We start from the raw sequence: 25,627 nt of genomic DNA on the forward strand, positions 1-25,627 counted from the left end.
TCGGATTCCGCCGAAATAGCCCACATGGACGACGGATTCACTTGCCTTTGGCACCGTCGACCACGCACCATGGGGGCATGCAGCAGCCCGACTACGACCATCTCCAGCGTGCCGCCAAGGACCACCTCTGGATGCACTTCACCCGCCACTCGTCCTACGACGAGGCGGACGTCCCGATCATCACCCGCGGTGAGGGCGCCTACCTCTACGACGCCCAGGGCAAGAAGTACCTCGACGGTCTCGCCGGGCTGTTCGTCTCCCAGCTGGGCCACGGCCGCACCGAGCTGGCCGAGGCCGCGGCGGCGCAGGCCAGGGAGCTGGCCTTCCACCCGCTGTGGTCCTACGCGCACCCGAACGCGATCCTGCTCGCCGAGCGGCTGGCGTCGTACGCCCCTGGCTCGCTGAACCGGGTCTTCTTCGCCAGTGGCGGCGGCGAGTCCGTCGAGACCGCGTGGAAGCTCGCGAAGAACTACTTCAAGCTCACCGGCAAGCCGATGAAGCACAAGGTGCTGTCGCGGTCGATCGCCTACCACGGCACGACGCAGGGCGCGCTGTCGATCACCGGGCTGCCGCCGCTGAAGCAGCAGTTCGAGCCGCTCGTGCCGTCGACGTTCCGGGTGCCGAACACCAACATCTACCGGGCCCCGCTGCACGGCGACGACCCCGAGTCGTTCGGCCGCTGGGCTGCCGACCAGATCGCGGTCGCGATCGAGAACGAGGGCCCCGACACCGTCGCCGCGGTCTTCCTCGAGCCGGTGCAGAACTCCGGCGGCTGCTTCCCGCCCCCGCCGGGCTACTTCCAGCGGGTCCGCGAGATCTGCGACGAGTACGACGTGCTGCTCGTCTCCGACGAGGTCATCTGCGCGTTCGGCCGGCTGGGCCACATGTTCGGCGCCGAGCGCTACGGCTACGAGCCCGACATGATCACCTGCGCCAAGGGCATCACCTCCGGCTACGCCCCGCTCGGCGCGATGATCGCCAGCGACCGGCTGATGGAGCCGTTCCTCGAGGACGGCGCCATGTTCGCCCACGGCTACACCTTCGGCGGGCACCCGGTCTCCACCGCGGTCGCGATGAAGAACCTCGACCTCTTCGAGGAGGAGAAGGTCCTCGAGCACGTGCGTGGCAACGAGGGCGCCTTCCGCGCGACCCTCGAGAAGCTGCTCGACCTCCCGATCGTCGGCGACGTCCGCGGCGACGGGTACTTCTACGGCATCGAGCTCGTCAAGGACAAGGCCACCCGCGAGTCGTTCAGCGACGACGAGTGCGAGCGCATCCTCTTCGGCTTCGTCTCCAAGCAGCTCTTCGCCGAGGGCCTCTACTGCCGTGCCGACGACCGTGGCGACCCGGTCATCCAGCTCTCTCCCCCGCTCATCTGCGACCAGCAGCACTTCGACGAGATGGAGCAGATCCTCCGCGTGGTGCTCGACAAGGCCTGGTCGCTCCTCTGAGCCGAGTCGGCGCTGATTCAGCCTCACCCGGGGCCGAGTCGGCGCCGATTCAGCCTGGTTGTCCACAGATCCGCCGGCGACCGGTGCCGGAGCCGCCCGCGCGGGCAGGCCTGGGACATGCCCAAGACCTGGACCGAGCGCCTGGCCGACCTGCCCGCCGACGCGCCCTTCACGACCTCGGACGCCGCTGCGGTGGGACTGCACCACCAGGCGCTCCACCACCTGAGCACGACCGGGGCGCTGCGACACCCGGTCGCCGGCGTCTACGTGCCGGCCGCCCTCGAGGACTCGCTCAGGCTGCGGTGCTCCGTGCTTCGGCTGGTGCTGCCGCCGGATGCCTTCGTCTGCGACCGCACGGCGTCCTGGCTGCACGCCGGAGACGACGCGCTGGCGCCCGGCGAGCACCTCGCCGTACCCCCGGTCTCGTGCTTCCGGCCCAGCGACGGCGGTCGCCTGCGCAACGCGCTGACCGACAGCGGCGAGCGCGAGATCCGGGCGTCGGACCTGATGGAGCTCGGCGGCATCGTGGTCACGACGCCGCTGCGCACTGCCCTCGATCTCGGACGGCTCCAGCGGACGCCGGAGCTGAGACTGCACGGCATGGACACCATGCTCGGCCTCAGCGAGTTCACCCACGACGAACTGCTGGCGCAGGTCCCGCGCTTCAACCGGCGACGCGGCGTCGTCCTCCTCCGCGTCCTCGCGCCGCTCGCGGACGGCGGCGCCCAGTCGTTCGGCGAGACGGCCCTCCGCCTGCGCTGGTACGGCGCCGGCCTGCCCCGACCGCGCACGCAGATCCCGGTCGTGGTCGAGGGCAGGGTCCTCTACTTCCTCGACATGGGACTCGAGGACGCCGGCATAGCGGCCGAGTACGACGGCGATGCCTGGCACTCGACGTCCGCCCAGCGCGAGCGCGACGCGATCCGGCGCGCGTACCTCACCGACGTGGCGGGATGGTCGATCGAGGTGTTCCGCAAGGAGCACGTCTTCGGCCAGCACCAGGACGCGGACCGACGGCTCCGCCGGCTCGCCGAGTCGGCGCAGTCTCAGCTGAAACAGCACCGACTCGGCGAAGCCTGAAGATGAAACGGCGCCGACTCGCGTGTCAGCGGGCGGCGAGCTTGGCGTTGCGGCGACGGGAGACGACCTCGGCGCCGACGACGATGAGGACCGAGATCACGAACATCACGGTGCCGACGACGTTGACCTGCATGGGGACGCCGCGTTGGGAGACACCCCAGACGTACATGGGGAACGTGGTGGTGTTGCCGGCGTTGAGGTTCGTGATGATGAAGTCGTCGAAGGACAGCGAGAAGCTCAGCAGCGCGGCGCCCAGGATGCCGGGGAACACCAGCGGGAAGGTCACCAGCCAGAACGTCTGGCTGGGGGTCGCGTAGAGGTCCCTCGCCGCCTGTTCGAGGTTGTCGTCGAGGCCGGCGAGCCGGGCCCTGACGGTGACCACCACGAACGACAGGCAGAACATGATGTGGGCGATGAGGATCGTCCAGAAGCCCAGCTGGCCGGCGAAGCCGGCCGCGACGAACAGCGCCAGCAGCGAGGAGCCGAGCACGATCTCGGGTGCGGCCATCGGCAGGAAGATCAGCAGGTTCGACGACGACCGGCCGCGGAAGTCGTGGCGGACCAGGGCGAACGCCGCCATGGTGCCCAGGATCGTCGACCCGATGGTCGCCAGGAGCCCGATCTTGATCGAGCGGCCGAGCGCCTGGCACATGGCCGGGTCCTCGCACGGGTTCAGCCAGTTGTGCAGCGTGAAGCCGTCGAAGCTGTAGATCAGCCGGCTGTCGGGGTCGTTGAAGCTCATCAGGACCACGATCGCGATCGGGACGAACGTGTAGGCCAGCACGGCCAGGCCGAGCAGGAGGACGAGGTTGTCGCGCAGCCACCGCATCAGAGGAGCTCCTCCGTCCCGGCGCGTCGGACGTAGACCAGGACCATCACCACGATGCCGACCATGAGGATCATCGAGAGCGCGGCCGCCGCCGGGTAGTCGTTGGCGTCGGTGAACAGGCTCTGGATGACGCCGCCGACCATGCGCTGGTTCGGGCCGCCCAGCAGCGCGGCGTTGATGTAGTCGCCGGCGGCCGGGATGAAGGTCAGCAGCGTCCCGGAGATCACGCCCGGGAGCGACAGCGGCCAGGTGACCCTGAAGAACCCGACGACCGGGTTCGCGTACAGGTCGCTGCTGGCCTCGATCAGGCGGTGGTCGATCTTGTCGAGGCTGGCGTAGAGCGGCAGCACCATGAACGGCAGGAAGTTGTAGGTGAGGCCGGCGATCACGGCCACCGGCGTGATCAGTAGCCGGTCGCCGTCGATGATGTTGAGCAGCTGGAGCAGGTCGAGGATCCGCAGCGCGTCCAGCGTGCCGACCACCCAGCCGTCGTCGGCGAGGATCAGCTTCCACGAGAGCGTGCGGACGAGGAAGCTGGTGAAGAACGGCGCGATCACCAGCACCAGCAGCAGGTTCTTCCAGCGTCCGGCCTTGAACGCGATGGCGTAGGCCAGGACGTAGCCCAGCGCCAGACAGAACAGGGTCGCGACCCCGCCGTACACCAGCGAGCGCAGCATCGGCTGCCAGTAGGCCGCGATGGCGTCGGTGTAGTTCTGCCAGTGGTAGGTCATGTCGTAGCCACGGAAGTCCGACCCCGTCGGGTCGAACAGGCTGGTCGCCAGCAGCGAGTAGAACGGGACGACGAAGAACAGCCCCAGCCACAGGGCGGCCGGCAGCAGCAGGAGGTACCCGACGTAGCCGCGGCGGCGGGTCACGCGTCCTCCTTCTGCGCACCGGCCGAGGCGTCCTGCGCGTGGTCGAGGAGGAAGGCGTACTCGGGCCGCCAGGACAGCTCCACGGACTCGCCGTGGCGGAACAGCCGGGTGCGGCCGGTGTTCTGGGCGAACACCTGGATCTCCTGACCCCACGGCATCTTCACGAGGTACTGGGTGCTGACGCCGACGAAGCTGACGTCGCTGATCACGCCTCCCGGAATGGTGTTCCCGGGCGCGTCGAGGGTCTCCCCCGGCTCGCCGATCAGCACCTTCTCGGGCCGGATGCCGACCCAGCCCATCTCGCCGTCGGTGTGGGCGCGCGCGGTCGGGATCGAGACCCCGATGCCGTGCATGTCGACGCTGACCACGTCGGCCGCCCGACCGGTGATCCGGCCCTCGATGAGGTTGGACTGGCCGAGGAAGTTCGCGACGAACGTGCTCTGCGGGTTCTCGTAGAGGTCGGCCGGGGCGCCCATCTGCTCGATCACGCCGGCGTTCATCACCGCGACCGTGTCGGCCATGGTCATGGCCTCCTCCTGGTCGTGGGTGACGTGGATGAACGTGAGCCCGACGTCGACCTGGATCCGCTTGATCTCGATCTGCATCGAACGCCGCAGCTTGAGGTCGAGCGCGCCCAGCGGCTCGTCGAGCAGCAGCACCTCGGGCTTGTTGATCAACGCCCGTGCGAGCGCGACCCGCTGCTGCTGGCCACCGGACAGCTGGGCCGGCCGCTTGCGGGCCTGCGGGGTGAGCTCGACGAGGTCGAGCATGTCCTTGACCTGCCGGTCCACGTCCTTGGACTTGCGCCGCTTGAGCCCGAACGCGACGTTCTCGTGGATGTCGAGGTGCGGGAAGAGCGCGTAGCTCTGGAAGACGGTGTTCACCGGGCGCCGGTAGGGCTTGGCGTAGGTGATGTCCTGCCCGGCCAGGGTGATGCTGCCCGAGGTCGGTGTCTCGAGCCCGGCGACCATCCGCAGCGTGGTCGTCTTGCCGCAGCCCGACGGACCGAGCAGCGCGAAGAACGACCCGCGGGGCACGTCGAGGTCGAGGCCGTCGACCGCGGTGAACCCACCGAACGACTTGGTGAGGTTCCGCATCCGCAGGCCGTCGTACGCGTCGCCGGCCGTGGCTCCCTGGTTGCTGTCGGGACGCTCAGCCACCTGTGACATCGGACCAGTCTCCTTCGTACTGAACCTGCTGCTGGTCGTCCAGCGGCATGAAGTCGAACGTGTTGGCGAGGGTCTCCGCGTCGGGGAAGATCAGCTGGTTCTCGACCAGCGACGGATCGATCTTCTCCATCTCCTCGCGGGCACCCTCGACCGGGCAGATGTAGTTCACCCAGGCGGCGAGCTTCGCCGCGACGACCGGGTCGTAGTAGTAGTCGATCCACTTCTCGGCGTTGGCCCGGTGGGTCGCGAGGTTCGGGATGATCATGTTGTCGCTCCAGAGCGACAGGCCCTCCTCGGGCGCGACGAACTTGATGTCCGGGTTGTCGAACTGGGCCTGGATCACGTCGCCCGACCACGCCTCGCAGGCGACGATGTTGCCGGCCGCGAGGTCCTGGATGTACTCGTTGCCGGTGAACTGGCGGACGTGGCCGTCGGTGACCGCCTGCCGCAGCCGGTCGATGGCGTTCTGCCACTCGGTGTCGGTGAAGTTCTGCGGCTCCGCCCCCACCAGCTTGAGCATGAAGCCCATCGTGTCGCGCATCTCCGAGAGCAGCGTGATCCGGCCCTTGAGGTCCTCGCGGCTCAGCAGCTCCTCGAAGCTCTTGACCTCGCCGGTCTTGGCGGCGTTGTAGGCGATGCCGGTCAGGCCGCTCTGCCACGGGGCGTGGAACTCGAGGTCGGGGTCCCACTGCTTGCCGCGCAGCGGCTCGATCAGGTTCGCGTGGAGGTTGGGGACCTTGGCCTTGTCGAGGGGCTGGATCCAGCCCAGGCCGATCATCCGCGCCGCCATCCAGTCGGTCAGCATCATCATGTCGCGGTTGATCGGCTCGCAGGCGCCGAGCTGGTTGCGGACCTTCGCGTAGAACTCGGCGTTGTCGTTGACGTCGTCGGTGTAGTCGACGGTGATGCCGGTCTGGTTCTGGAAGGTCTGGAAGGTGCCGTTCGGGTTCTTCCGCGGATCGATGTAGGCCGGCCAGTTCGAGATGATCAGCTGCATCTGCTCGGCCGAGACGTCCGGTGCGGTGCACTTCGCGGGGTCCTGCTCGGCCCCGACGACCTCGAAGAACGGCAGCTGGAGCGCGTATAGGCTGACCCCCGCGAACGCCACGGCTCCCCCGCCCTTGAGCAGGCTCCGGCGCGAGAGCCCCGAGCGGTGAACGGGCGAGTCCGGGGGCATGCGACTCCTTACGGACAGGTCGGCAACGACCATCGGATCGTGCCACGGGAGGGGGCCGCCGACAAGCGAAACCGTCGACAAGAAACATTCCTGCAACGAAATCGCTTGTCGACGCGCCCTCCGAGCCCTTTGACCCCGGGGTCCAGGTGCGGAACCATGCCGTCCCATGACGAGGAACTCGGGTCGGGCCGCATTCCAGCTCGACGACGTGTCCAAGGCGATCATCGAGCAGCTCCAGCAGGACGGCCGCCGCTCGTACGCCGCCATCGGCAAGGTCGTCGGGCTCTCGGAGGCCGCGGTCCGGCAGCGGGTGCAGCGGCTGATCGAGGGCGGGGTCATGCAGGTCGTGGCGGTCACGGACCCGCTGGAGATGGGCTTCGCCCGCCAGGCCATGGTCGGCATCCGGGTCACCGGCCCGCTCGAGCACGTGGCCGACCGGCTCGCCGAGCTCGAGGAGGTCGACTACGTCGTGATCACGGCCGGGTCCTACGACCTGCTGGCGGAGGTGGTCTGCGAGAGCGACGAGCACCTGCTCGAGCTGATCTCCGGCCAGATCCGCGCGATCGAGGGCGTGGCCGCCACCGAGACGTTCATGTACCTCAGCCTGCGCAAGCAGACCTACTCGTGGGGTGTCCGCTGAGCGTCGGGAGCCTGGGGAGCAAGGACCCGCACTGGGAGCGGCTCTCCCTCTGGCACGACACCGTCGACACCAGTTGGACGCCGCGTCCGGCCCTGTCCGGCGACGACGAGGCCGACGTCGCGATCGTCGGCGCCGGCTTCACGGGCCTCTGGACGGCGTACTACCTCGCCGAGGCCGACCCGTCGCTGAAGATCGTGGTGCTCGAGGCCGAGACGGCGGGGTACGGCGCCAGCGGTCGCAACGGCGGCTGGTGCTCGGCGCTCTTCCCGGCGTCGCTGCCGACGCTCGCCGCCATGGGCGGTCGCGACGCCGCGCTGGCCCAGCACCGGGCGATGCGTGAGACCGTCGACGAGGTGGTGCGGGTCGCGGCCGCCGAGGGCATCGACGCTGACATCGCCAAGGGCGGCACCATCTCCCTCGCCCGCAGCCGGGCGCAGCTGCGCCGGGCCCGGGCCGAGGTCGCCGACGCGCGGTCGTGGGGCCGCGGCGAGGACGACCTGCGCCTGCTCGGCAAGGCCGAGGCGACCGCGGTCCTCAACGGCAGCCGGACCGTCGGCGCGACCTACACACCCGACTGCGCGGCGATCCACCCCGCGCGGCTGGTGCGTGGCCTGGCCGACGCGGTCGAACGGCGCGGCGTCACCGTCCACGAGCAGACCCGCGTGCGGGCGATCCAGCCCGGCCGGGCGCACACCGGCGACGGCGACGTCCGCGCGGGCGTGGTGGTCCGCGCGACCGAGGGCTACACCGCGACGCTGCGCGGCGAGGACCGCACGCTCATCCCGGTCTACTCGCTGATCATCGCGACCGAGCCGCTGCCCGCGGAGACCTGGGACGAGATCGGCCTCGCCCGCCGCGAGACGTTCAGCGACCACCGGCACCTCATCGTCTACGGGCAGCGCACCGCCGACGACCGGCTCGTCTTCGGCGGCCGCGGTGCGCCGTACCACTTCGGCTCGCGGATCCGGCCGGAGTTCGACCGCGACCAGTTGGTCTTCGCCCGGCTCTACGCCACGCTCACCGACCTCTTCCCCGTCCTCGAGGGCACCCGCGTGACCCATGCGTGGGGCGGCGCGCTGGGCATCCCGCGCGACTGGTGCGCGTCGGTCGGCCTCGACCGCGAGACCGGCCTGGCGTGGGCCGGTGGCTACGTCGGCGACGGCGTCAGCACGACCAACCTCGCCGGCCGCACCCTGCGCGACCTGGTGCTCGGCCACGAGACCGAGCTGACGGCGCTCCCCTGGGTCGGCCACCGGTCGCCGCGCTGGGAGCCCGAGCCGTGGCGCTGGCTCGGCGTCAACACCGGCCTGCGCGCGATGACCCTCGCCGACGCCGAGGAGTCGGTCACCCGGCTGCCCAGCGTGGTGGCCAAGGCCGTCTCCCCTCTGCTGGGATGACGGGATGAGCAAGCGCGCCCTCGTCCGACGTCCCGGCCCCCGCCTGGCCGACGGCCTCGTCACCCACATCGACCGCACGCCGGTCGACCTCGACCTGGCGCTGCGCCAGTGGGAGGGGTACGTCGCCGCGCTGCACGCCGAGGGCTGGGAGACCGTCGAGGTCGCCCCTGCCGACGACTGCCCGGATGCGGTCTTCGTCGAGGACACCGTCGTCATGTACGGCGACCTGGCGGTCCTCACGCGCCCCGGCGCCGACGAGCGCAAGCCGGAGACGGCGGCGACCGAGGCGACGCTGCGCGAGCTGGGCTACCGGGTCGCCCGCATCGAGGCACCCGGCACGCTCGACGGCGGCGACGTCCTCAAGCACGTGACCGCAGAGGGAGCGACCGTGTGGGTCGGGCTCGGCGGACGGACCAACGCGGCGGGGCTCGAGCAGCTGACCGCGCACCTCGAGCCGCTGGGCGCCCGCGTCGTCGGCGTACCCCTCACGAAGGTGCTGCACCTGAAGTCCGCGGTCACCGCGCTCCCCGACGGCACGGTCGTCGGCTACGAGCCGCTGGTCGACGACCCGTCGGTGTGGCCGAGCTTCCTCGGCGTGCCCGAGGAGCCGGGCTCCCACGTCGTGCTGCTCGACGGGCGGACCGTGCTGATGGCGACCAGTGCGCCCGAGACCCGGGCGCTCTTCGAGCGGCGCGGCCTGCGGGTCGTGGCCGTCGACATCTCCGAGTACGAGAAGCTCGAGGGCTGCGTGACCTGCCTGTCGGTCCGCCTGCGCGACTGATCGGGCCGGTGATCAGGCCGGTGATCAGGCCGGTGATCAGGCCGGTGATCAGGCCGGTGATCAGGCCAGGCCGTTGGCCGCCGTCTCGGCCGGCTTCGCCGGCGTGTGGAGCCAGGCGTCGAAGAAGGCGTCGAGGTCGAGGCCGGTGACCTCCTCGGCCAGCGCCTCGAACTGCGCGGTGTTGCCGATCGTGCCGGCCCGGTCGGTGACCCAGCGGCGCAGCAGCTCGAAGAAGACGGCGTCGTCCTCGACGACGTTGCGAAGCGCCTGGAGGGTCATCGCGCCGCGGTAGTACACGAACGACGCGAAGATGCTGTTGATGCACTTCTCGTGGCCGGGGCACGGGTCCGCGGGCTCGTGGTCCCAGAAGCCGTTGCCGGCGCCGTAGAACTCGTACATCCGGTGCAGCCAGTCGTCACCGGTCTCGCCGCCCTGGCTCTCCGTGTAGTACGACTCGAAGAACGTCGCCGAGCCCTCGTTGAGCCAGATGTCCTTCCAGCCCTCGACCGCGACGTGGTCGCCGAACCACTGGTGCGCGAGCTCGTGCACGACCGTCGCGGTGTCGAGGCTGTTGGGCGAGTACGTCGGACGGGTCTGGTTCTCCAGCGCGAACCCGGGGTCCAGGCTGGTGGCGAGGCCGCCGGTCGTCGAGAAGGGGTACGGCGCCCCCAGCACGTCCTGGATCCACTCGGTGAGCTCCGCCGACCGCCTGAGCAGCGTCATCGCGTGCTGCTGCCTGTCGGCAGGCAGGTGCCGCGAGACCGCGACCAGCCACGGCAGGCCTGCGTCGCTCGTGCCCTTCGCGATCTTGAAGTCGCCAGCGGCGAAGAACGCGAGGTAGGGCACCATCGGCTCCTGGGGCCGCCAGGTCGTGGTGGCGAGGCGGCCGTCCACCACGCGCCCGGTCTGCTCGCCGTTCGCGACGACGGTCTTGTCCTTGGGCACGGTGATGCTGATCGAGATGCGGGCGCGATCGCGCGGGTGGTCGTTGGCCGGGAACCACCAGGGCGCCATGTGGGGCTGGTTCATCGCGACGACCTCCTCGTCGCCCGCCAGCCAGTTCTCCTCGCCTGCGTAGGTGTAGCGACCGGGCTTGCCGGCGTACCGGACGACCAGCTCGAGGCGCTCGCCCGCGGTGACGCGGCGGTGGATCGACAGCTCGTGGAAGCGGCGCTGGTCGAAGCGCACGTGCTTGCCGGCCACCTTGACCGACCGCACCGGCAGCAGGAAGTCGAGGTTGAAGCCTGACAGCGTCTCGGTCGCCCTCAGCGTGACCCGGGTCCAGCCGGAGAGCCGGGCCCGGGCGAAGGAGTACCGGTCGTGCACGTCGTAGCGCAGCACGTCGATGCCGCCGTTGCCGTCGAGCGGGAAGTACGGGTCGCCGATGCCCGCGGCGCCGTGATGGGGCGCCTGGTCGGCGGTCTGGTCGGGGGTCTGGTCCGGGGTCCGGTCGGGGGTCTGGGCGGCGACCGGGGTCGCGACGGGAGCGGCGGCGACACCGAGGACGAGGGCGAGGGCGAGCACGCTGCGGCGGATCACTCCGTCACTCTAATTCAGTGGCAGCCGGCCCTCCGCTCGTTCAGAGTGTGCTCCAGCGACCCGGGCCGGCCGGGTGCCCCAGCGAGAGGAGCGTGACATGTCCACGACTGTCCTTGGCCTGTCCGCAGACCACCTCCTCCCGATCATCTGGAGCACCCACACCGATGTCCCACACGCACGACTTCTCTGATGTAGACCCGTCCTTCGTCCTCGACTTCCAGACCTACGACGACGTCGAGGACGACCAACGCTGGTCGACCTGGCTGAGCGTCGAGCCGCTCTGCCGCGGGCCGCAGCCCCGGCCCGACTGGGTCGTCACCTCCCAGGCGGCTCGCGGTCCCCTACCCCGTGCAGATCGACGGCACCGAGCTGCTCATGGAGTGGATCACCCGCGAGACCGACGAGGGGGTCGAGACCGCGCCCCGGCTGGCACAGACGCGGCCGGACCGCGCGCTGCTGGCGTCGTACCTCGACCAGCTGCGGGAGTTCCTCGCCGAGCTGGCCCGGCACGGGATGGTGCACGGCGACCTGTCGCCGTACAACGTCCTCGCGGCGGGTGAGCGACTCGTGGTGATCGACCTGCCGCAGATGGTCGACCTGGTCGGCAACCCGGCAGGGATGGACTTCCTGCTCCGCGACTGCACGAACGTGTGCGCGTGGTTCCGGGCGCGGGGGCTGGAGGCCGACGAGCACGAGCTCTTCGGCGAGCTGATGGCGCATGCCTTCTAGGACGGCACCCTAGAGTCGGCGGGGTGAAGCCACGCGCGGTCCCCTCGGCCACCGAACCGGTCCGCTCGTCGCTCTACTCCGCCGGCGAGCTCTACGACACCGAGCGGTACTCCGACTCGTTCGACGCCCGCGCCGACGCGCTCGCGATGCTGGCGGACGTGCCGTCCTATCACCCCTCGGTCGACGCATGGGTGCACCGGGCGTTCGAGGTCATGGCCCGGCACCCGGGCGGCGCGGACACGCTCGACATCCCGACGTGGCGCTACGGGCACGAGCCGCCCAACCCCTTCGCGACGGCGATCGCGAAGTACTTCCGCAACTCCACCCGCGAGGCGATCCTGCTCGAGGTCTGCGACGCCGGGATCGTGTTCCTGCCGGGGCGCGCGGGCACCGTCCAGGAGATCTTCCAGGACGCCTGCGAGAACTACTACGCGGACGTGTCGGTGGTCGCGCCGATGGTCCTCGTCGGCGTCTCGTACTGGACCGACGAGCTGCCCGCGTGGCCGCTCCTGGAGCGCCTGGCACAGGGCACGGCGATGGAGCCGCACGTCCACCTGGTCGAGACCATCGACGAGGCCGCGAAGCTGCTTGTTTCGGGGGCGTGAACAACCTCCGAACCCTAGATTGACGCGGTGCAGATCTCCCGTCGTGACCTCTTCCGATCCACCGCCGCCGTCGCCGGCGGCCTGACCCTGGGCGGCCTCGGTTCGCCGAGTCGGCCGTCGCCGGCACTAGCACCGGTGCCGGCCAGGTCAGCCGGGCCCTGACCACCCGGAGGGTGCTCGGCCTCGGGTGATGATCGACCACGGCGGCTCGCTGTCCTTCAACGGCGACCTGACCCACCCGACCCCGCTGGCCGGGCTGTCGCGCGAGCTCGGCGCGAACGACTGGCAGGAGCGGGGCGACGGCCGCGCGGGCAAGCGCAACGCCCGCAACGTCGAGCTCCTGCTGCTGGCCCCGTCGTTCCTGCGGAAGAGGAAGTAGGGCTACTCGGCGGCGGCGAGCTGACCGCAGGCGCCGTCGATCTCCCGGCCACGGGTGTCCCGCACCGTGGTCGGGATTCCCTTCGCTTCAAGCCGGCGGACGAACTCACGCTCGTCGGCCGGGTCGGAGGCGGTCCACTTCGACCCCGGCGTGGGGTTGAGCGGGATCAGGTTGACGTGCACCCAGCCCCAGTCGCCGCGCGCGAGCAGCACGTCGGCGAGCAGGTCGGCCCGCCAGGCCTGGTCGTTGATGCCGCGCATCATGGCGTACTCGATCGAGACCCGACGCTTGGTCACCTTCGCGTAGTTCCACGCGGCGTCGACGGTCTCCGCCACCGAGAAGCGGGTGTTGATCGGGACGAGCTCGTTGCGCAGCTCGTCGTCGGGCGCGTGCAGGCTGAGCGCGAGCGTGACCGGGATCCCCTCCTCGGCCAGCTGGAGCATCCGCGGCACGAGGCCGACCGTGGACACGGTGATGCCACGGGCGCTCATGCCCAGGCCGTCCGGGGTGGGGTCCGTCAGGCGGCGTACCGTCCCCATCACGGCCTTGTAGTTGGCCATCGGCTCGCCCATGCCCATGAAGACGACGTTCGAGACCCGGCCCGGTCCCCCGGGCACGTCGCCGCGGGCGAGCGCCCGCGCGGCGGCGACGACCTGCTCGACGATCTCCGCGGTCGACATGTTGCGCTGGAGGCCGCCCTGGCCGGTGGCGCAGAACGGGCACGCCATGCCGCAGCCGGCCTGGCTGGAGACGCAGACGGTGGCCCGGTCGGGATAGCGCATGAGGACCGACTCGACCAGCGCGCCGTCGAAGAGCTTCCAGAGCGTCTTGCGCGTGGTGCCGCGGTCGGCCTCCATCACGCGCAGCGGCGTCATCAGCTCGGGCAGCAGGCCCGCCACCAGCTCGTCGCGCTGGGCGGCGGGCAGGTCGGTCATCTGCGCCGGGTCGTCGACCAGGCGCGCGAAGTAGTGGGTCGAGAGCTGCTTGGCGCGGAAGCCCGGCAGGCCGAGCTCCTCCAGGCGCGCCTTGCGCTCGTCGGGGGTGAGGTCGGCGAGGTGCCGCGGCGGCTTCTTGCGGCCGCGCGGCTCGTCGAACACGAGGGGAAGGCTGGTGCGCTCGGACATCTGCCCCAGTGTCCCATTCGGGTGGGCGTGCGCCCTAACTCCGGCGCTCGCCCTGGCCCTAGCCCTGGTGGGTGACGAGGTACCAGAGGACGACCGCGGCGACGCCGCCGACCACCACGGCGGTGGTCACCAGGCCGATCAGCATGTAGAGCCCGAAGCGCCGGGTGCGCGGGACGATCACCAGCCCGATCGGCACCAGCAGCGTGACCAGGACGAACGGGAACAGCCGCTCCGCGGTGTCGTAGTCGACGAACAGCCGCAGGATCCCCCCGAACGCCGCCGGCACCAGCACCAGGAAGACCAGGCCGGCGAAGAAGCCGGCCAGGGCGGTGAACGTCGGGTGGTCCCGGTGCCACCAGTCGGGCTGGCGGTCGTCGTCCCCGCTGTCAGCAGCGGTCTGCCCGGGCTCGCGCTCCTGCTCGGTGGTCACCGTCCCAGGCTAGTTCAACCAGGTCAGTAGACCAGGTAGTGGAGCAGCAGCCAGATCGGCGCGATCGTGGCGAGCAGCGAGTCCAGGCGGTCCATCAGGCCACCGTGGCCCGGGATCACCTGGCTCATGTCCTTGATGCCGAGGTCGCGCTTGATGACCGACTCGCACAGGTCGCCCAGGGTCGCCATCACGACGGTGATCAGGCCGAGCAGCAGCCCGACCCACCAGTCCCCGTCGAGGAGGTGGACGACGAGCACCCAGCCGGCCAGCAGGCAGGCCACGAGGGACCCGGCGAAGCCCTCCCAGGACTTCTTCGGGGAGATCACCGGGGCCATCGGGTGCTTGCCGAACAGCACGCCGGCGACGTACCCGCCGGTGTCCGAGGCGACCGTGACGAGGATGAACGCGATGATGCCCTTCACGCCCGGGTCGTCCAGGCCGGCGCCGGTGACGCCTTCGCCCTCCGCGAGCAGCAGCGCCACGAACGACCCGAGGAACGGGACGTAGATGAGGCTGAAGACCGACGCGGTGGCGTTCTGGACGTAGCCGTCGACGCCGCGCCGCAGCAGCCACAGCATGGTCACCAGGGCGGTGACGGCGGTGGCGGTGACCAGGGCGTTGGCGCCCCAGAAGTACGCCACCGCGACCATCACGACGCCGCCGACCATCAGCGGCTGCTCGGGCAGGTCGATGCCCTTGGCCGAGAACCCGCGTCCCAACTCCCAGATCGCGACCACCACGGCGACCGCGACGATCACCATGAACGCCGTCTTCCAGAACAGCAGCGACAGGGCGATGGCGCCCAGGAGAACGATCGCGCTCGCGACGGCAGCGCGCAGGTCACGGCCGGCGCGGCCGTGGTCCTTGACCTCGGTCATGAGGTGGTCGAGCTGCTCAGACCTCGAGCAGCTCGGACTCCTTGTTCTTCAGCATCTCGTCGATGGCGTCGGTGTGCTTCTTGGTCATGCCGTCGAGCCGCTTCTCGGCACCGGTGACGTCGTCCTTGCCTACCTCGCCGTCCTTCTCGAGCTTCTCGAGCTGCTGCTTGGCGGTGCGGCGCAGGTTGCGGACCGCGACGCGGCCGTCCTCGGCCTTCGCCTTGGCGACCTTGATGTACTCCTTGCGGCGCTCCTCGGTGAGCTCGGGGAACACGCAGCGGATGACCTTCCCGTCGTCCGCGGGGTTCACGCCGAGGTCGGAGTCGCGGATCGCCTTCTCGATGCTCTTCATCGCGCCCTGGTCGTACGGCGAGATCAGGATGACCCGCGCCTCCGGGGCCGTGAACGAGGCGAGCTGCTGGAGCGGCGTCGGCGAGCCGTAGTAGTCGACGACGATCTTGTTGAACATGCTCGGGTGGGCCCGGCCGGCCCGGATCGCCGCGAACTCCTCGCGCGTCGACTCGACCGACTTGTCCATCTTGCTGTCGGCCTCGTTGAGGATGTCGTTGATCACGGCGTCTCCTGTGCTCGTTGCTTCCCCCGGTCAGCCTGCGCTGACGAGAGTCCCAATCTTCTCACCCTGCACGACGCGCAGGATGTTGCCCTCGGGCTCCATGCCGAAGACCACCATCGGCAGCTTGTTCTCCCCGCACAGCGCGAACGCCGTCTGGTCCATGATCCGCAGGCCGCGGGCGATCGCCTCGGCGTAGGTCAGCTCGTCGAACTTGGTCGCGGTCGGATCCAGGTGCGGATCCGCGCTGTAGACGCCGTCCACGCCGCTCTTGGCGACCAGGACCACGTCGCACTTGCTCTCCAGCGCACGCTGCACGGCCACGGTGTCGGTGGAGAAGAACGGCATGCCCATGCCGGCGCCGAAGATCACGACGCGGCCCTTCTCCATGTGTCGGATCGCCCGGCGCGGGATGTAGGGCTCGGCGACCTGGCCCATGGTGATCGCGGTCTGCACCCGCGTCTCGACGCCCATCTTCTCGAGGAAGTCCTGGAGCGCCAGGCAGTTCATGACGATGCCCAGCATGCCCATGTAGTCCGCGCGCACGCGGTCCATGCCGCGCTGCTGGAGCTCGGCACCCCGGAAGAAGTTGCCGCCACCGGTCACGACCGCGATCTGCACCCCGGCCTGGGCCACGGACGCGATCTCCCGCGCCACCGCCTGGACCACGTCGGGGTCCACGCCGACCTTGCCGCCGCCGAAGACCTCGCCGGACAGCTTCAGCAGGACACGCTTGTACCCGGTCACGCGGGCCTCCCTGATCGTCTCGTCGGAGTCCGGCCGGCCCGAGAGAGGGCCTTGGAGCAACCTATCCGATGGGACTACGCCAAGGCGAAGGCGGCGACGACCAGCGCCACCACCAGCACCGCAGCGACGACGGCCGCCGTGATCTTCAACGCACTGTAGGGGCGGTCGCCCACGACCTCGCCGGTGTTGGCGTTGACCAGCACGGTCCACGCCTTGCCGTTGTACATGTACGTCGCGATCCACAGCGGCATCAGCACCAGCTTGAACATCGCCTGCGAGTAGGTGATGTCCATGTCGGAGACCCGCTGCTCGTCACCGCCGATGTCGGAGCGGCAGTCGTCCTCGACGGTGTCCGCCATGCGCTGGCGGGCGGTCGCCGAGCCGTCGTCGGGGTCGACGTCGTAGCGCAGCGCCGAGTAGCCGGTCAGGTAGTCGGCCTGGAACGGCCGGGCGTCCTCGAGGCGCCACGGCCCCATCTTCTCGACCTTGGCCGGCTCGATGCGGGTGCTGCCGACGACCAGCACGTCGTCGAACGTTCGCGAGACGTGGCCCGACGCCCGCGTCCAGCGGGTGTGCCGCTCCTGGTAGGTCTCGGTGCGGGTGCCGCCCTTGCCGTCGGAGACCTGCCGGGTCTTGGTGACGTAGTAGTAGTCACCGCGCTCGCCGACGTAGTCGGTCTCGGTGTGGGCGTCGTAGGTCCAGTGCGGCAGGTAGGTGCCCTGGAGGCCCTCGGTCGACCGCACGCTCTTGAGGGCGTTGGGGGCGAACCACCGCGACTTGACCCAGGCACCGAAGGCGACCTGGGCGCCACGCCGGTCGACCTGGAAGGGCACCACGGCCTCGGCCTGCACGAGCCCCTCGGGCTGCTCGACGGCGATCAGCGCTCCGCTGCAGAACTGGCACGAGCCGGCCAGGTCGACGGTCTCGGTGGTGGCGCCGCACCCCTGACAGCGCAGCACGTGCGCGCCGATGGTCGCGACGTCCTTGGTGCCGGCAAGACCGAGCCACGCGTCGTAGGAGTGCTCGCGGACCACGGCCGCGGTCTCGGCGATCTGCTGCTCCGCACCGCACGAGGCGCACTTGAGCACGGCGGTCCCCGGGGCATACTCCGTCTGGGCCCCGCAGGAGGGGCACGTCGCGGTCGCCACGTCAGGCCTGCGGCGGGAGCGGCGGCGGGGTGGCTCCGAAGAGGCCCTGGAGGCCGGGCGTCTCGCCCGCGGGCGTCCAGGCACCCATGCCCTGCTGCCACACGAGCGTGGCCGGGGTCAGCTCCCCCGACGAGACCTTGGCCTGCAGTTGGTCGACCTGGAAGGGGCCGGCCTGCTGGCCGTTGACGGCGAGGAACCACGGCTGGGCCGCACCGGGGATCGGCGGCGGGGCGGCCGCCGGCGCCGCGGGCGCCTGCTGCTGGTTCTGCTGGTTGAGCGCCTGGGCCATCTGCTGGCCCATCGCCATGCCCATGCCGAGCCCCATGCCCTCGCCGGCACCGCCAGGGGTGTTGGCCGCGTCGCCGATCGCCTCGGCGGTCTGGAACTTGGTGTACTGGTCCAGATTGCCGAGCACCCCCATCTGGGTGCGCTTGTCGAGAGCCGCCTCCACCTCCGGCGGGAGCGAGATGTTCTCGATGATGAAGCGCGGGATGCCGATGCCCATCTCGGCCAGGTTGGTCGTCAGCGTCTGGGCCAGCGTGGTGGCGATCCCCTGCTGGTTGGCCGCGAGGTCGAGCATCGGGATCTGGGCCGCGGCGATCGCCGTACCGACCTCGGACACGATCTGCTGGCGCAGGTACTCCGAGACCTCGTCGGTGCGGAACTGCGGGTCGGTGCCGACCAGCTGGCGCAGCAGCATGCTCGGGTCGACGACCTGGAGCTGGTAGGTGCCGAACGCCCGGAGACGGACCATGCCGAACTCGGCGTCGCGCAGCGTGACGGGGTTCTGGGTGCCCCACTTCATGTCGGTGTACAGGCGGGTGCCGACGAAGTAGACCTCGGCCTTGAACGGCGAGTTGAAGCCGTACTTCCAGCCCTTGAGGGTCGAAAGGATCGGGATGTTCTCCGTCTCGAGCGCGTACGTGCCCGGACCGAAGACGTCGGCGATCTCACCCTCGCTCTCGAAGACCGCGACCTGGCCCTCGCGGACGATCAGCTGGGCACCCATCTTGATCTCGTTGCCCTGGCGCGGGAAGCGCCAGACGAGGGTGTCCCTGCTGTCATCGAGGAACTCGATGATGTCGATGAACTGTCCACGGACCTTGTCCATGAATCCCATGTGTGAGCTCCCCACGATGAAGGGTCCGTCGCCCGGACCGCAGACGGACACTACCGGTGGGAGTGGCCCTCTGACCGGGAAATGCGACGAGGCCGGGTCGACCAGTTCGCACTCGCCGACCCGGCCTCGCCGGGGAGCGTCAGGTCAGGCGCCGACCTCGAAGCGCGCGAACCGCGACACCGAGGTGTTGGCCGCGTCCAGGACCTGCTTCACGGACTTCTTGGCCTCGAAGACCGACTCCTGGTCGAGCAGGACGATCTCCTTGAAGAACGCGCCGATGCGACCCTCGACGATCTTGGCGACGGCAGCCTCGGGCTTGCCCTCCTCCAGCGTCTTCTTGGTCAGGACGTCCTTCTCGGCCGCGACGACGTCCGCGGGGACCTCGTCGCTGGTGAGGTACTGCGCCTTGAGGGCAGCGGCCTGCTGGGCAGCCTGCTTGGCGGCCGCCTCGTCGCCGGCGTACTCGACGAGGACGCCGAGGGTCGGGGGGAGGTCGGAGGCCTTCTTGTGCAGGTAGACCGTGGTGGTGCCGTCGAAGTAGGCGACCTCGCCCAGCTCGATCTTCTCGCCGATGGTGCGGGCGAGCTCCTCGACGGTCTCGCCGACGGTCTTGTCGCCGAGCGAGACGGCCTTGAGCGCCTCGGCGTCGCCGACCTTGTTGGCGTCGGCGGCGTCCGCGATCTGCTGCGCAGCGGCGATGAACGCCTCGTTCTTCGCGACGAAGTCGGTCTCCGCCTTGAGGCTGATCAGGGCGCTGCCGGAGGCGGCGACCAGGCCCGCGGAGGCCTCGCGCTCCGCGGCGCGGGCGGCGGCCTTGGCCGCACCCTTGACGCGGAGCAGCTCGACGGCCTTGTCGAAGTCCCCGTCGGTCTCGTCGAGCGCCTTCTTGCAGTCCATCATTCCGGCCTGCGTCAGCTCACGGAGCTTCTTGACGTCGGCAGCGGTGTAAGCCATGTGTGTTCCTCTTCGGATACGTCTCGGATACGTCGGGTGGAGGGCTCAGGCCTGCTCGGCCGGGGCCTCGGTCGCCTCGGCGGCGGCCTCGGTGGCCTCGGCCGCCTCGGTGGACGCACCGGTCGCCTCGGCGGCCGGGGTCTCCTCGGTGGCGTCGCCACCGGTCGCCTCGACGGCGGCCTGCTCGGCGTCGCCGCCCAGCAGCTCGCGCTCCCACTCGGCCAGCGGCTCCTCGGCACCCACGGCCTCGGCACCCTCGCTCGCCTTGGCGCCGGAGCGGGCGATCAGGCCCTCGGCGACGGCGTCGGCGACGACGCGGGTCAGCAGGCCGACGGCGCGGATCGCGTCGTCGTTGCCCGGGATCGGGAAGTCGACGACGTCCGGGTCGCAGTTGGAGTCCAGGATGCCCACGATCGGGATGCGCAGCTTGCGCGCCTCCTCGACGGCGAGGTGCTCCTTGTTGGTGTCGACGATCCAGACCGCGGACGGGGTCCGGGTCATCTCGCGGATGCCGCCGAGCGACTTGTTGAGCTTGTCGCGCTCGCGGCGCATCTGCAGCAGCTCCTTCTTGGTGCGGCTGCTGCCGGCGACGTCGTCGAAGTCGATCTCGTCGAGCTCCTTGAGGCGGTTGATCCGCTGGTGCACCGTCGAGAAGTTGGTGAGCATGCCGCCGAGCCAGCGCTGGTTGACGTAGGGCATGCCGACGCGGGTCGCCTGCTCGGCGATCGCCTCCTGGGCCTGCTTCTTCGTGCCCACGAACATGATCGTGCCGCCCTTGGCGACCGTCTCCTTGATGAAGGCGTACGAGCGGTCGATGTAGGCCAGCGACTGCTGCAGGTCGATGATGTAGATGCCGTTGCGCTCGGTCATGATGAAGCGCTTCATCTTCGGGTTCCAGCGACGGGTCTGGTGTCCGAAGTGCACGCCGCTCTCGAGAAGCTGGCGCATGGTCACGACTGCCATGTGATTCTCCTATTTCGCGGAGCACATCCCGTTGCCGCCGGCCTTGAGGCAGGTCCGACCGGGGGTGTGATCCTGTTGTTTTCAGTTCGTTGCCTCGGGCGGGTGCCCTCGACCCTGGCGCCTGCGCGCGACCCGACCGGCCTGCCTCGTGAAAGAGCCCAGCCGGACTGAGGGTCGCGCCCACGGGTGCTCGGGTCCTCGGAGTTCCAGGGCCCGTCGCGGTCTGCGAGCGCGCGAAGTCAATCCATGCGGATTGCTCCGACCAGCGTAGTCGACGTCACGCCGCGGAGCGAATCGCCGGGAGCCGTCCACAGGGGGCCGTTCCGACCGGCTTCTCCCCAGGTCAGGCAGCGTACGCCGCTCCATGTCCCCGCCCCGGCGCACGCTCGCCCCATGACCACCCGACTCGCCCTTCTCCTGACGCTCCTGGCGGTCGTCCTCGTGCCCCTCCCAGCGCGCGCCGCCGAGGCCGATCCCGTCGGCGTCTGGCCGCTCGTCCCGGAGCCGGAGGTCGTCCACGGCTTCGACCCGCCGGACGACCCGTGGGGCGCCGGCCACCGGGGCGTCGACCTGCGTGGCTCCCCCGGCCAGCCGGTCCGGGCCGCCCTGCCCGGACGCGTCACGTGGGCGGGCACGCTCGCGGGTCGAGGCGTGGTCGTCGTCGACCACGGCGGGACGCGCACGACCTACGAGCCGATCGAGTCCTCGGTCGACGTCGGCGCGACCGTCGTTGCCGGCGACCGGATCGGCCGACTCTCCGTGGTCGGCTCCCATTGCCTGCCGCTCGCCTGCCTCCACTGGGGTTGGATCCAGGCCGAGACCTACCTCGACCCGCTCCGCCTCGTCGGTGCCGGCCCCGTGCGGCTGCTCCCGCTGTGGCGCGACGAGCCCGTCGTCATGTCCAGGCCGTGGGTCCCGCCGCTGGCCCTGTTCAGGCCGCTGTTCACGCCCGGGGGTGTGCTTGCTGGTACGCCCGTCGCAGTCGGTCCGTGGTGACGTGGGTGTAGAGCTGGGTGGTCGCGAGCGAGGCGTGACCGAGCAGCTCCTGGACCGAGCGCAGGTCGGCCCCGCCCTCGAGCAGGTGGGTCGCGGCGGTGTGCCGCAGGCCGTGCGGCCCGATGTCGGGGGCGCCGGGCACGTCCGCGATCCGCCGGTGCACCATCGTCCGGACGGCGCGTTGGTCGATCCGCTTGCCGCGGGCGCCGAGGAACACCGCGGGCCCGCTCTCGGGGCCGGCCAGCTGCGGCCGCCCCTGCCGGAGCCAGAAGTCGAGGGCCCGGCCGGCGGGGCGGCCGAACGGCACCGTGCGCTCCTTGCGCCCCTTGCCGAAGACGCGGACGACGTTGCGCTCGCGGTCGACGTCGTCGACGTCGAGGCCGACGAGCTCCCCCACCCGGATGCCGGTCGCGTAGAGCAGCTCGAGCATCGCCACGTCGCGCAGCCCGACGGGGCTGCCGTCGTCGGCGTGCTCGGTGGCGGCCTGGATCAGCGAGCTCGCCTCGTCCGCGCGCAGCACCGGCGGCAGCGTCTTGTGCGCCTTCGGTGAGCCCAGGCTCGCGCCGACGTCCTGCGTCGCGCGACCGGTCCGCGCCAGCCACGCGGTGAACACCCGCGCGGCCGTGGCCCGCCGGGCGATCGTGGTCCGCGACCGGCCGAGGGTCTGCTGCTTGGCGAGCCAGCTGCGCAGCGACCGCAGGTCGAGCGTCGTGACGTCGGTGTGGCCGAGCCGGGCGCCGTGGTCGAGCAGGCTGCCGACGTCGGCGACGTAGGCGCGGACGGTGTGGGCGGCGAGGTCGCGCTCGGCGGCCAGGTGGCGCTCGTACTCGCCGAGCACTCGGGCCATCGGCTCCGGGAGCGCCTCCTCCGGCGCCTGCGCCTGCACGTCCTCGGTCACCCTCCGAGTCTAGGAACGCTCACCCCTGCTCCCGGTGAGCCGGCGCGGCGAGCCGCCAGCCGTCTGCGTCCTCGCGCACCATGCCCAGCTCGAGCAGGGCGGCGAGCGCACCGACGACCTCGTGCACCCCGAGCCCCGCGGTGCGGGCGATCGACTCGACCCCGGCCCCGGTCACCACCGGGACCGCGTCGAGCACCCGCGACTGCTGGCGGGTCAGCCGGTCGCGGCGGCGCTCGGGACCACGGGGCACTGCGGCGAGGTCCTGGCCGGCCGAACCCACCTCCTCGAGCACCTCGGCGCCCGAGGTCACCAACGTGGCCGCGCCCGAGCGGACCAGCTGGTGCACACCCTGGGACGACGCGCTCGTGACCGGACCGGGGACGCCCATGAGGACCCGGTTGAGCCGACCGGCCCAGTTGGCGGTGTTGAGCGCGCCGCTGCGGACCGCCGCCTCGACGACCACGGTGCCGGTGGTGAGGGCGGCGATGAGCCGGTTGCGGGCGAGGAAGCGGATCCGCATCGGCGCGCCGCCCGGCGGGGTCTCGGAGACCACGACGCCCGTGGCGGCGATGTGCTCGATCAGCTGCCGGTGGCCGGCGGGATAGACGCGGTCCGCGCCGCAGGCGAGCACCGTCACGGTCGGCCCGCCGCCGGCGAGAGCGCCGCGGTGGGCGGCCTGGTCGATGCCGAAGGCGCCGCCGGACACGACCGGCCGGCCGGCGCGAGCGGTCTCGGCGGCGATGTCGGCCGCGACGTCGGCGCCGTAGGTGGTCGCCGAGCGGGACCCGACGACCGCGACGGACCCGGCGAGCTGGTCGAGGCGCACCGGCCCGCGCGCCCAGAGCCCCACGGGGACGCCGCCGCGCTGCTGGAGGGACGGCGCCGTGGCCAGGTCGGCCAGCTGGCGCGGCCACTCGTCGTCGGCGGGCGTCACGAACCGCAGCCCGGTGCGCTCCGCGTCGGCCAGCACCCGCTCGGGGGCGAGCCCGCGGAACCGGGGCGCCATCGCCGGCTCGGCGCGCAGGTGGTCGAGCACCACCTGCGCCCCGAGGTCGGCGACCAGCGCGAGCAGGCGCTCCTCGCCGGGCTCTCCCACGAGCGAGAGCGCTACCCGGGCGAGGCGGTCGGCGCTCATCCGGCGCTCTCCAGCATCCGGAGCAGCAGCGGCTCGCCGGTGCGCAGGCGCAGGGCGGTCGCCACCTCCTCCAGCCCGGGCCGGTCGAGCCCGCGCAGGTCGGCGACGGTCCACGCGAGCCGGTGCACCCGCGTGGCTCCGCGGCGGCTGAGCCGCCCCTTGTAGAGCTCGTCGTCCACGTCGGCCTGCCCCTCCTTGGTCAGCGGCCAGCGGTCGCGGAGCACCGGCCCGGGTGCCTGGCCGTTGAGCCGCCAGCTCTCCGCGGCGTAGCGCTCGGCCTGCCGGGCCCGGGCGGCCTCGACGCGTGCCCGCACCTCGGCGGAGGACTCCGGGCGCTCGAAGTCGAGCTTCCGGTCGTGCTGCTTCAGCGGCGGCAGGACCCGGACGATGTCGACGCGGTCGGCCACCGGGCCGGTGACCTTGTTGCGGTAGTCGCGTCGCTGGACTTCTCGACAGCTGCACCGGTTGTGCTCGTTGCGGGCCGACCAGTCGCCGCACGGGCAGGGGTTGCAGGCGAGCACGACCATGCCGCGCGCGGGGAGCGTCACCGACTCGTCGCGTCGGGCGACGGTCACCTCGCCGCTCTCCAGGGGCTGGCGCAGCGCCTCGATGACGTCGGACCTGAAGAGCGGGAACTCGTCCAAGAAGAGAACACCCGAGTGTGCGCGACTGACCTCTCCGGGCCGGACGACGCCGGAGCCGCCGCCGATCAGGCTGGCCTTGCTCGCGTCGTGGTGCGGGGCGGAGAACGGGGGCCGGGTGAGCATGCCGCGGGCCGGGTCGAGCGTGCCGGCGAGCGAGTGGATGGCGCTGAGCTCGAGCGACTCGGTGCGGTCGAGGTCGGGCAGGATGCCGGGGAGGCGTTCGGCCAGGCTGGTCTTGCCGGAGCCCTTCGGGCCGGACAGCAGGAGGTGGTGGCCGCCGGCGGCCGCGACCTCGAGGGCGTAGCGCGCGTCGGCGACGCCGACCAGGTCGGCGAGGTCGAGCTCCTCGAGCCGCTCCTGGCCGCGCCAGGCGAGCAGCGTGGCGCCGGAGTCGGGCGCGACCGGCGGCGCTTCTGGAACCTCCTCGTCGCGCAGGACGGCGACGACCTGGCCCAGCGACCGGACGCCGATCACACTCATGTCGGGCACCATCGCGGCCTCCGCCGCCTGCGGCTCGGGCACGAAGACGGCCCGGATGCCGCGCTCGGCGGCCGCGAGCACCATGGGCAGCACCCCGGGCACCGAGCGCAGGTTGCCGTCGAGGGTCAGCTCGCCGATGAACGCGGCTCCCTCGAAGGACCCCGGCGGCACCGTGCCGGCCGCCGCGAGCACGGAGATCGCGATGGCGAGGTCGAAGTGGGTGCCGCGCTTGAGGAGGTCCGCGGGCGAGAGCAGGATCGTGATGCGCCGGGTCGCCGGCCAGTCGAACCGGCTGTTGATGATGGCCATCCGGCACCGGTCGCGGGCCTCGTTGATCGTCGTGTCGGCCCGACCGACCATGGTCACGCCGACCTGTCCCGGAGACACGTCGGTCTGGACGTCGATCAGGTGGCCCACGGCGCCGTGCAGCGAGACGGTGTGGGTGGTCGCGAAGGGCATCAGCCGATCCCCCGCACGTGGTCGAGCAGCGACGCGCCGCGGCGGGGCCGGACGATCCCGACCAGGTCGATGCGGATGTCGCGGACGGCCACGCCGCGCTCCTCGACCCAGCGCACCGCCAGCCTCCGCAGCCGGGCGACCTTGATGTCGGTGACCGCCTCGTGCGGGGTGCCGTAGCGGACGCTGCTGCGCGTCTTCACCTCGCACACCACGAGCACGTCGCCGTCGCGGAGCACCAGGTCGATCTCCCCGGCCTCGCAGCGCCAGTTGCGCTCGAGCAGGACCATCCCCTGCCCGGTCAGGTGGCGGGCGGCGAGCGTCTCGCCGTACGCCCCGAGGGCCTGCTTGATCGCAGCTGCAGCTGTTCGCGTCATGCCGACAGCGTCACCGCGGGCGAAGACAGCAGACGCTCGCAGGCGATCGTGCTGT

At 71.0% G+C, this 25,627-nt stretch carries 27 protein-coding genes; 9 read left to right on the plus strand and 18 right to left on the minus strand.

Annotation, left to right across the window (positions count from 1 at the left end; all coding sequences use genetic code 11):
• Window positions 1–77 precede the first annotated feature (77 nt).
• Together ACYQ0U_RS19545 and ACYQ0U_RS19550 are read left to right on the plus strand one after the other, a co-directional pair.
• Entirely contained in the window at window positions 78–1,451 is a 1,374-nt protein-coding gene (locus tag ACYQ0U_RS19545) for an aspartate aminotransferase family protein (RefSeq protein WP_459975556.1), read from the plus strand.
• A 117-nt stretch (window positions 1,452–1,568) separates the two neighbouring features.
• Window positions 1,569–2,531, plus strand: a complete 963-nt coding sequence (locus tag ACYQ0U_RS19550) for a type IV toxin-antitoxin system AbiEi family antitoxin domain-containing protein (protein ID WP_459975557.1) — start codon at window positions 1,569–1,571, stop codon at window positions 2,529–2,531.
• A gap of 25 nt (window positions 2,532–2,556) precedes the next feature.
• Here the strand turns inward: ACYQ0U_RS19550 and ACYQ0U_RS19555 are convergent, their stop codons facing one another.
• Genes ACYQ0U_RS19555 through ACYQ0U_RS19570 form a run of 4 tightly spaced genes read right to left on the minus strand, consistent with a single transcriptional unit; the run spans window position 2,557 to window position 6,581 of the window.
• Window positions 2,557–3,360 carry an ABC transporter permease gene (locus ACYQ0U_RS19555; RefSeq protein WP_459975558.1) on the minus strand — a complete coding sequence of 268 codons (804 nt, stop codon included), beginning with the start codon at window positions 3,358–3,360 and terminating at the stop codon, window positions 2,557–2,559.
• Window positions 3,360–4,235: an ABC transporter permease gene (locus ACYQ0U_RS19560; RefSeq protein WP_459975559.1), complete on the minus strand. Its 876-nt coding sequence runs from the start codon at window positions 4,233–4,235 to the stop codon at window positions 3,360–3,362. Before ACYQ0U_RS19560 ends, ACYQ0U_RS19555 begins: the two co-directional genes overlap by 1 nt.
• On the minus strand, window positions 4,232–5,395 hold the full coding sequence (locus ACYQ0U_RS19565) for an ABC transporter ATP-binding protein (protein ID WP_459975560.1): 1,164 nt from the start codon (window positions 5,393–5,395) through the stop codon (window positions 4,232–4,234). The genes ACYQ0U_RS19560 and ACYQ0U_RS19565 overlap by 4 nt, the downstream gene beginning before the upstream one ends.
• A complete protein-coding gene (locus tag ACYQ0U_RS19570; RefSeq protein WP_459975561.1) occupies window positions 5,388–6,581 on the minus strand; it encodes an ABC transporter substrate-binding protein in 1,194 nt (397 codons plus the stop codon). Before ACYQ0U_RS19570 ends, ACYQ0U_RS19565 begins: the two co-directional genes overlap by 8 nt.
• Window positions 6,582–6,747: 166 nt before the next feature.
• On the opposite strand from ACYQ0U_RS19570, the gene ACYQ0U_RS19575 reads away from it, so the two are divergent.
• The 3 genes from ACYQ0U_RS19575 to ddaH are packed head-to-tail and all read left to right on the plus strand — an operon-like array spanning window position 6,748 to window position 9,399.
• Window positions 6,748–7,221, plus strand: a complete 474-nt coding sequence (locus ACYQ0U_RS19575) for an Lrp/AsnC family transcriptional regulator (protein ID WP_459975562.1) — start codon at window positions 6,748–6,750, stop codon at window positions 7,219–7,221.
• Window positions 7,206–8,618, plus strand: a complete 1,413-nt coding sequence (locus ACYQ0U_RS19580) for an NAD(P)/FAD-dependent oxidoreductase (RefSeq protein ID WP_459975563.1) — start codon at window positions 7,206–7,208, stop codon at window positions 8,616–8,618. Before ACYQ0U_RS19575 ends, ACYQ0U_RS19580 begins: the two co-directional genes overlap by 16 nt.
• A 4-nt stretch (window positions 8,619–8,622) precedes the next feature.
• Window positions 8,623–9,399, plus strand: a complete 777-nt coding sequence (gene ddaH / locus ACYQ0U_RS19585; RefSeq protein ID WP_459975564.1) for a dimethylargininase — start codon at window positions 8,623–8,625, stop codon at window positions 9,397–9,399.
• Window positions 9,400–9,459: 60 nt separating this feature from the next.
• Here ddaH and ACYQ0U_RS19590 read toward each other — a convergent pair whose 3' ends face one another.
• The gene (locus ACYQ0U_RS19590) at window positions 9,460–10,938 is read right to left on the minus strand and encodes a M1 family metallopeptidase (protein ID WP_459975565.1); all 1,479 of its coding nucleotides are present in this window, start codon (window positions 10,936–10,938) and stop codon (window positions 9,460–9,462) included.
• 348 nt (window positions 10,939–11,286) lie between these two features.
• On the opposite strand from ACYQ0U_RS19590, the gene ACYQ0U_RS19595 reads away from it, so the two are divergent.
• From ACYQ0U_RS19595 to ACYQ0U_RS19605, 3 genes are all read left to right on the plus strand, one after another.
• Window positions 11,287–11,667: an RIO1 family regulatory kinase/ATPase domain-containing protein gene (locus tag ACYQ0U_RS19595; protein ID WP_459975566.1), complete on the plus strand. Its 381-nt coding sequence runs from the start codon at window positions 11,287–11,289 to the stop codon at window positions 11,665–11,667.
• A 23-nt stretch (window positions 11,668–11,690) separates the two neighbouring features.
• Window positions 11,691–12,272: an LOG family protein gene (locus ACYQ0U_RS19600; protein ID WP_459975567.1), complete on the plus strand. Its 582-nt coding sequence runs from the start codon at window positions 11,691–11,693 to the stop codon at window positions 12,270–12,272.
• A gap of 190 nt (window positions 12,273–12,462) precedes the next feature.
• Window positions 12,463–12,651 carry a hypothetical protein gene (locus ACYQ0U_RS19605; RefSeq protein ID WP_459975568.1) on the plus strand — a complete coding sequence of 63 codons (189 nt, stop codon included), beginning with the start codon at window positions 12,463–12,465 and terminating at the stop codon, window positions 12,649–12,651.
• Window positions 12,652–12,653: 2 nt separating this feature from the next.
• Here the strand turns inward: ACYQ0U_RS19605 and rlmN are convergent, their stop codons facing one another.
• From rlmN to rpsB, 9 genes are all read right to left on the minus strand, one after another.
• Window positions 12,654–13,775, minus strand: coding sequence for a dual-specificity RNA methyltransferase RlmN (gene rlmN / locus ACYQ0U_RS19610; protein ID WP_459975569.1), 1,122 nt, complete (start codon window positions 13,773–13,775; stop codon window positions 12,654–12,656).
• Window positions 13,776–13,833: 58 nt separating this feature from the next.
• On the minus strand, window positions 13,834–14,205 hold the full coding sequence (locus ACYQ0U_RS19615) for a hypothetical protein (protein ID WP_459975570.1): 372 nt from the start codon (window positions 14,203–14,205) through the stop codon (window positions 13,834–13,836).
• Between the two features lie 23 nt (window positions 14,206–14,228).
• Window positions 14,229–15,083 carry a phosphatidate cytidylyltransferase gene (locus ACYQ0U_RS19620; protein WP_459975571.1) on the minus strand — a complete coding sequence of 285 codons (855 nt, stop codon included), beginning with the start codon at window positions 15,081–15,083 and terminating at the stop codon, window positions 14,229–14,231.
• Window positions 15,084–15,099: 16 nt separating this feature from the next.
• Window positions 15,100–15,654, minus strand: coding sequence for a ribosome recycling factor (gene frr / locus ACYQ0U_RS19625; protein WP_459975595.1), 555 nt, complete (start codon window positions 15,652–15,654; stop codon window positions 15,100–15,102).
• 33 nt (window positions 15,655–15,687) lie between these two features.
• Window positions 15,688–16,401: a UMP kinase gene (gene pyrH, locus ACYQ0U_RS19630; RefSeq protein ID WP_459975572.1), complete on the minus strand. Its 714-nt coding sequence runs from the start codon at window positions 16,399–16,401 to the stop codon at window positions 15,688–15,690.
• A 74-nt stretch (window positions 16,402–16,475) separates the two neighbouring features.
• Window positions 16,476–17,489, minus strand: coding sequence for a hypothetical protein (locus ACYQ0U_RS19635; protein ID WP_459975573.1), 1,014 nt, complete (start codon window positions 17,487–17,489; stop codon window positions 16,476–16,478).
• A gap of 61 nt (window positions 17,490–17,550) precedes the next feature.
• Window positions 17,551–18,669: an SPFH domain-containing protein gene (locus ACYQ0U_RS19640; protein WP_459975574.1), complete on the minus strand. Its 1,119-nt coding sequence runs from the start codon at window positions 18,667–18,669 to the stop codon at window positions 17,551–17,553.
• 144 nt (window positions 18,670–18,813) lie between these two features.
• Window positions 18,814–19,623, minus strand: a complete 810-nt coding sequence (gene tsf / locus ACYQ0U_RS19645; RefSeq protein ID WP_459975575.1) for a translation elongation factor Ts — start codon at window positions 19,621–19,623, stop codon at window positions 18,814–18,816.
• Window positions 19,624–19,668: 45 nt separating this feature from the next.
• Complete coding sequence (gene rpsB / locus ACYQ0U_RS19650) at window positions 19,669–20,586, minus strand: 30S ribosomal protein S2 (RefSeq protein ID WP_459975576.1); 918 nt, start codon at window positions 20,584–20,586, stop codon at window positions 19,669–19,671.
• A gap of 393 nt (window positions 20,587–20,979) precedes the next feature.
• Here rpsB and ACYQ0U_RS19655 point away from each other — a divergent pair, with 393 nt between their 5' ends.
• Window positions 20,980–21,582, plus strand: a complete 603-nt coding sequence (locus ACYQ0U_RS19655; RefSeq protein ID WP_459975577.1) for a M23 family metallopeptidase — start codon at window positions 20,980–20,982, stop codon at window positions 21,580–21,582.
• Here ACYQ0U_RS19655 and ACYQ0U_RS19660 read toward each other — a convergent pair.
• The 4 genes from ACYQ0U_RS19660 to ACYQ0U_RS19675 form a co-directional block, all read right to left on the minus strand.
• Complete coding sequence (locus ACYQ0U_RS19660; protein ID WP_459975596.1) at window positions 21,530–22,429, minus strand: tyrosine recombinase XerC; 900 nt, start codon at window positions 22,427–22,429, stop codon at window positions 21,530–21,532. The genes ACYQ0U_RS19655 and ACYQ0U_RS19660 overlap by 53 nt on opposite strands.
• Window positions 22,430–22,499: 70 nt before the next feature.
• Complete coding sequence (dprA, locus tag ACYQ0U_RS19665; protein WP_459975578.1) at window positions 22,500–23,615, minus strand: DNA-processing protein DprA; 1,116 nt, start codon at window positions 23,613–23,615, stop codon at window positions 22,500–22,502.
• Window positions 23,612–25,198, minus strand: coding sequence for a YifB family Mg chelatase-like AAA ATPase (locus tag ACYQ0U_RS19670; RefSeq protein ID WP_459975579.1), 1,587 nt, complete (start codon window positions 25,196–25,198; stop codon window positions 23,612–23,614). The genes dprA and ACYQ0U_RS19670 overlap by 4 nt, the downstream gene beginning before the upstream one ends.
• Window positions 25,198–25,572 carry a YraN family protein gene (locus tag ACYQ0U_RS19675; protein WP_459975580.1) on the minus strand — a complete coding sequence of 125 codons (375 nt, stop codon included), beginning with the start codon at window positions 25,570–25,572 and terminating at the stop codon, window positions 25,198–25,200. Before ACYQ0U_RS19675 ends, ACYQ0U_RS19670 begins: the two co-directional genes overlap by 1 nt.
• Window positions 25,573–25,627: the final 55 nt, after the last annotated feature.

The organism is Nocardioides pyridinolyticus (assembly GCF_054653575.1).

Coding starts and splice junctions, on each gene's coding strand:
- ACYQ0U_RS19545 (WP_459975556.1), top strand. CDS start 78: ATGCAGCAGCCCGACTACGACCATCTCCAGCGTGCCGCCAAGGACCAC.
- ACYQ0U_RS19550 (WP_459975557.1), top strand. CDS start 1,569: ATGCCCAAGACCTGGACCGAGCGCCTGGCCGACCTGCCCGCCGACGCG.
- ACYQ0U_RS19555 (WP_459975558.1), bottom strand. CDS start 3,360: ATGCGGTGGCTGCGCGACAACCTCGTCCTCCTGCTCGGCCTGGCCGTG.
- ACYQ0U_RS19570 (WP_459975561.1), bottom strand. CDS start 6,581: ATGCCCCCGGACTCGCCCGTTCACCGCTCGGGGCTCTCGCGCCGGAGC.
- ACYQ0U_RS19575 (WP_459975562.1), top strand. CDS start 6,748: ATGACGAGGAACTCGGGTCGGGCCGCATTCCAGCTCGACGACGTGTCC.
- ddaH (WP_459975564.1), top strand. CDS start 8,623: ATGAGCAAGCGCGCCCTCGTCCGACGTCCCGGCCCCCGCCTGGCCGAC.
- ACYQ0U_RS19605 (WP_459975568.1), top strand. CDS start 12,463: ATGATCGACCACGGCGGCTCGCTGTCCTTCAACGGCGACCTGACCCAC.
- rlmN (WP_459975569.1), bottom strand. CDS start 13,775: ATGTCCGAGCGCACCAGCCTTCCCCTCGTGTTCGACGAGCCGCGCGGC.
- ACYQ0U_RS19620 (WP_459975571.1), bottom strand. CDS start 15,083: ATGACCGAGGTCAAGGACCACGGCCGCGCCGGCCGTGACCTGCGCGCT.
- ACYQ0U_RS19640 (WP_459975574.1), bottom strand. CDS start 18,669: ATGGGATTCATGGACAAGGTCCGTGGACAGTTCATCGACATCATCGAG.
- tsf (WP_459975575.1), bottom strand. CDS start 19,623: ATGGCTTACACCGCTGCCGACGTCAAGAAGCTCCGTGAGCTGACGCAG.
- rpsB (WP_459975576.1), bottom strand. CDS start 20,586: ATGGCAGTCGTGACCATGCGCCAGCTTCTCGAGAGCGGCGTGCACTTC.
- ACYQ0U_RS19655 (WP_459975577.1), top strand. CDS start 20,980: ATGACCACCCGACTCGCCCTTCTCCTGACGCTCCTGGCGGTCGTCCTC.
- ACYQ0U_RS19660 (WP_459975596.1), bottom strand. CDS start 22,429: ATGGCCCGAGTGCTCGGCGAGTACGAGCGCCACCTGGCCGCCGAGCGC.
- dprA (WP_459975578.1), bottom strand. CDS start 23,615: ATGAGCGCCGACCGCCTCGCCCGGGTAGCGCTCTCGCTCGTGGGAGAG.
- ACYQ0U_RS19670 (WP_459975579.1), bottom strand. CDS start 25,198: ATGCCCTTCGCGACCACCCACACCGTCTCGCTGCACGGCGCCGTGGGC.
- ACYQ0U_RS19675 (WP_459975580.1), bottom strand. CDS start 25,572: ATGACGCGAACAGCTGCAGCTGCGATCAAGCAGGCCCTCGGGGCGTAC.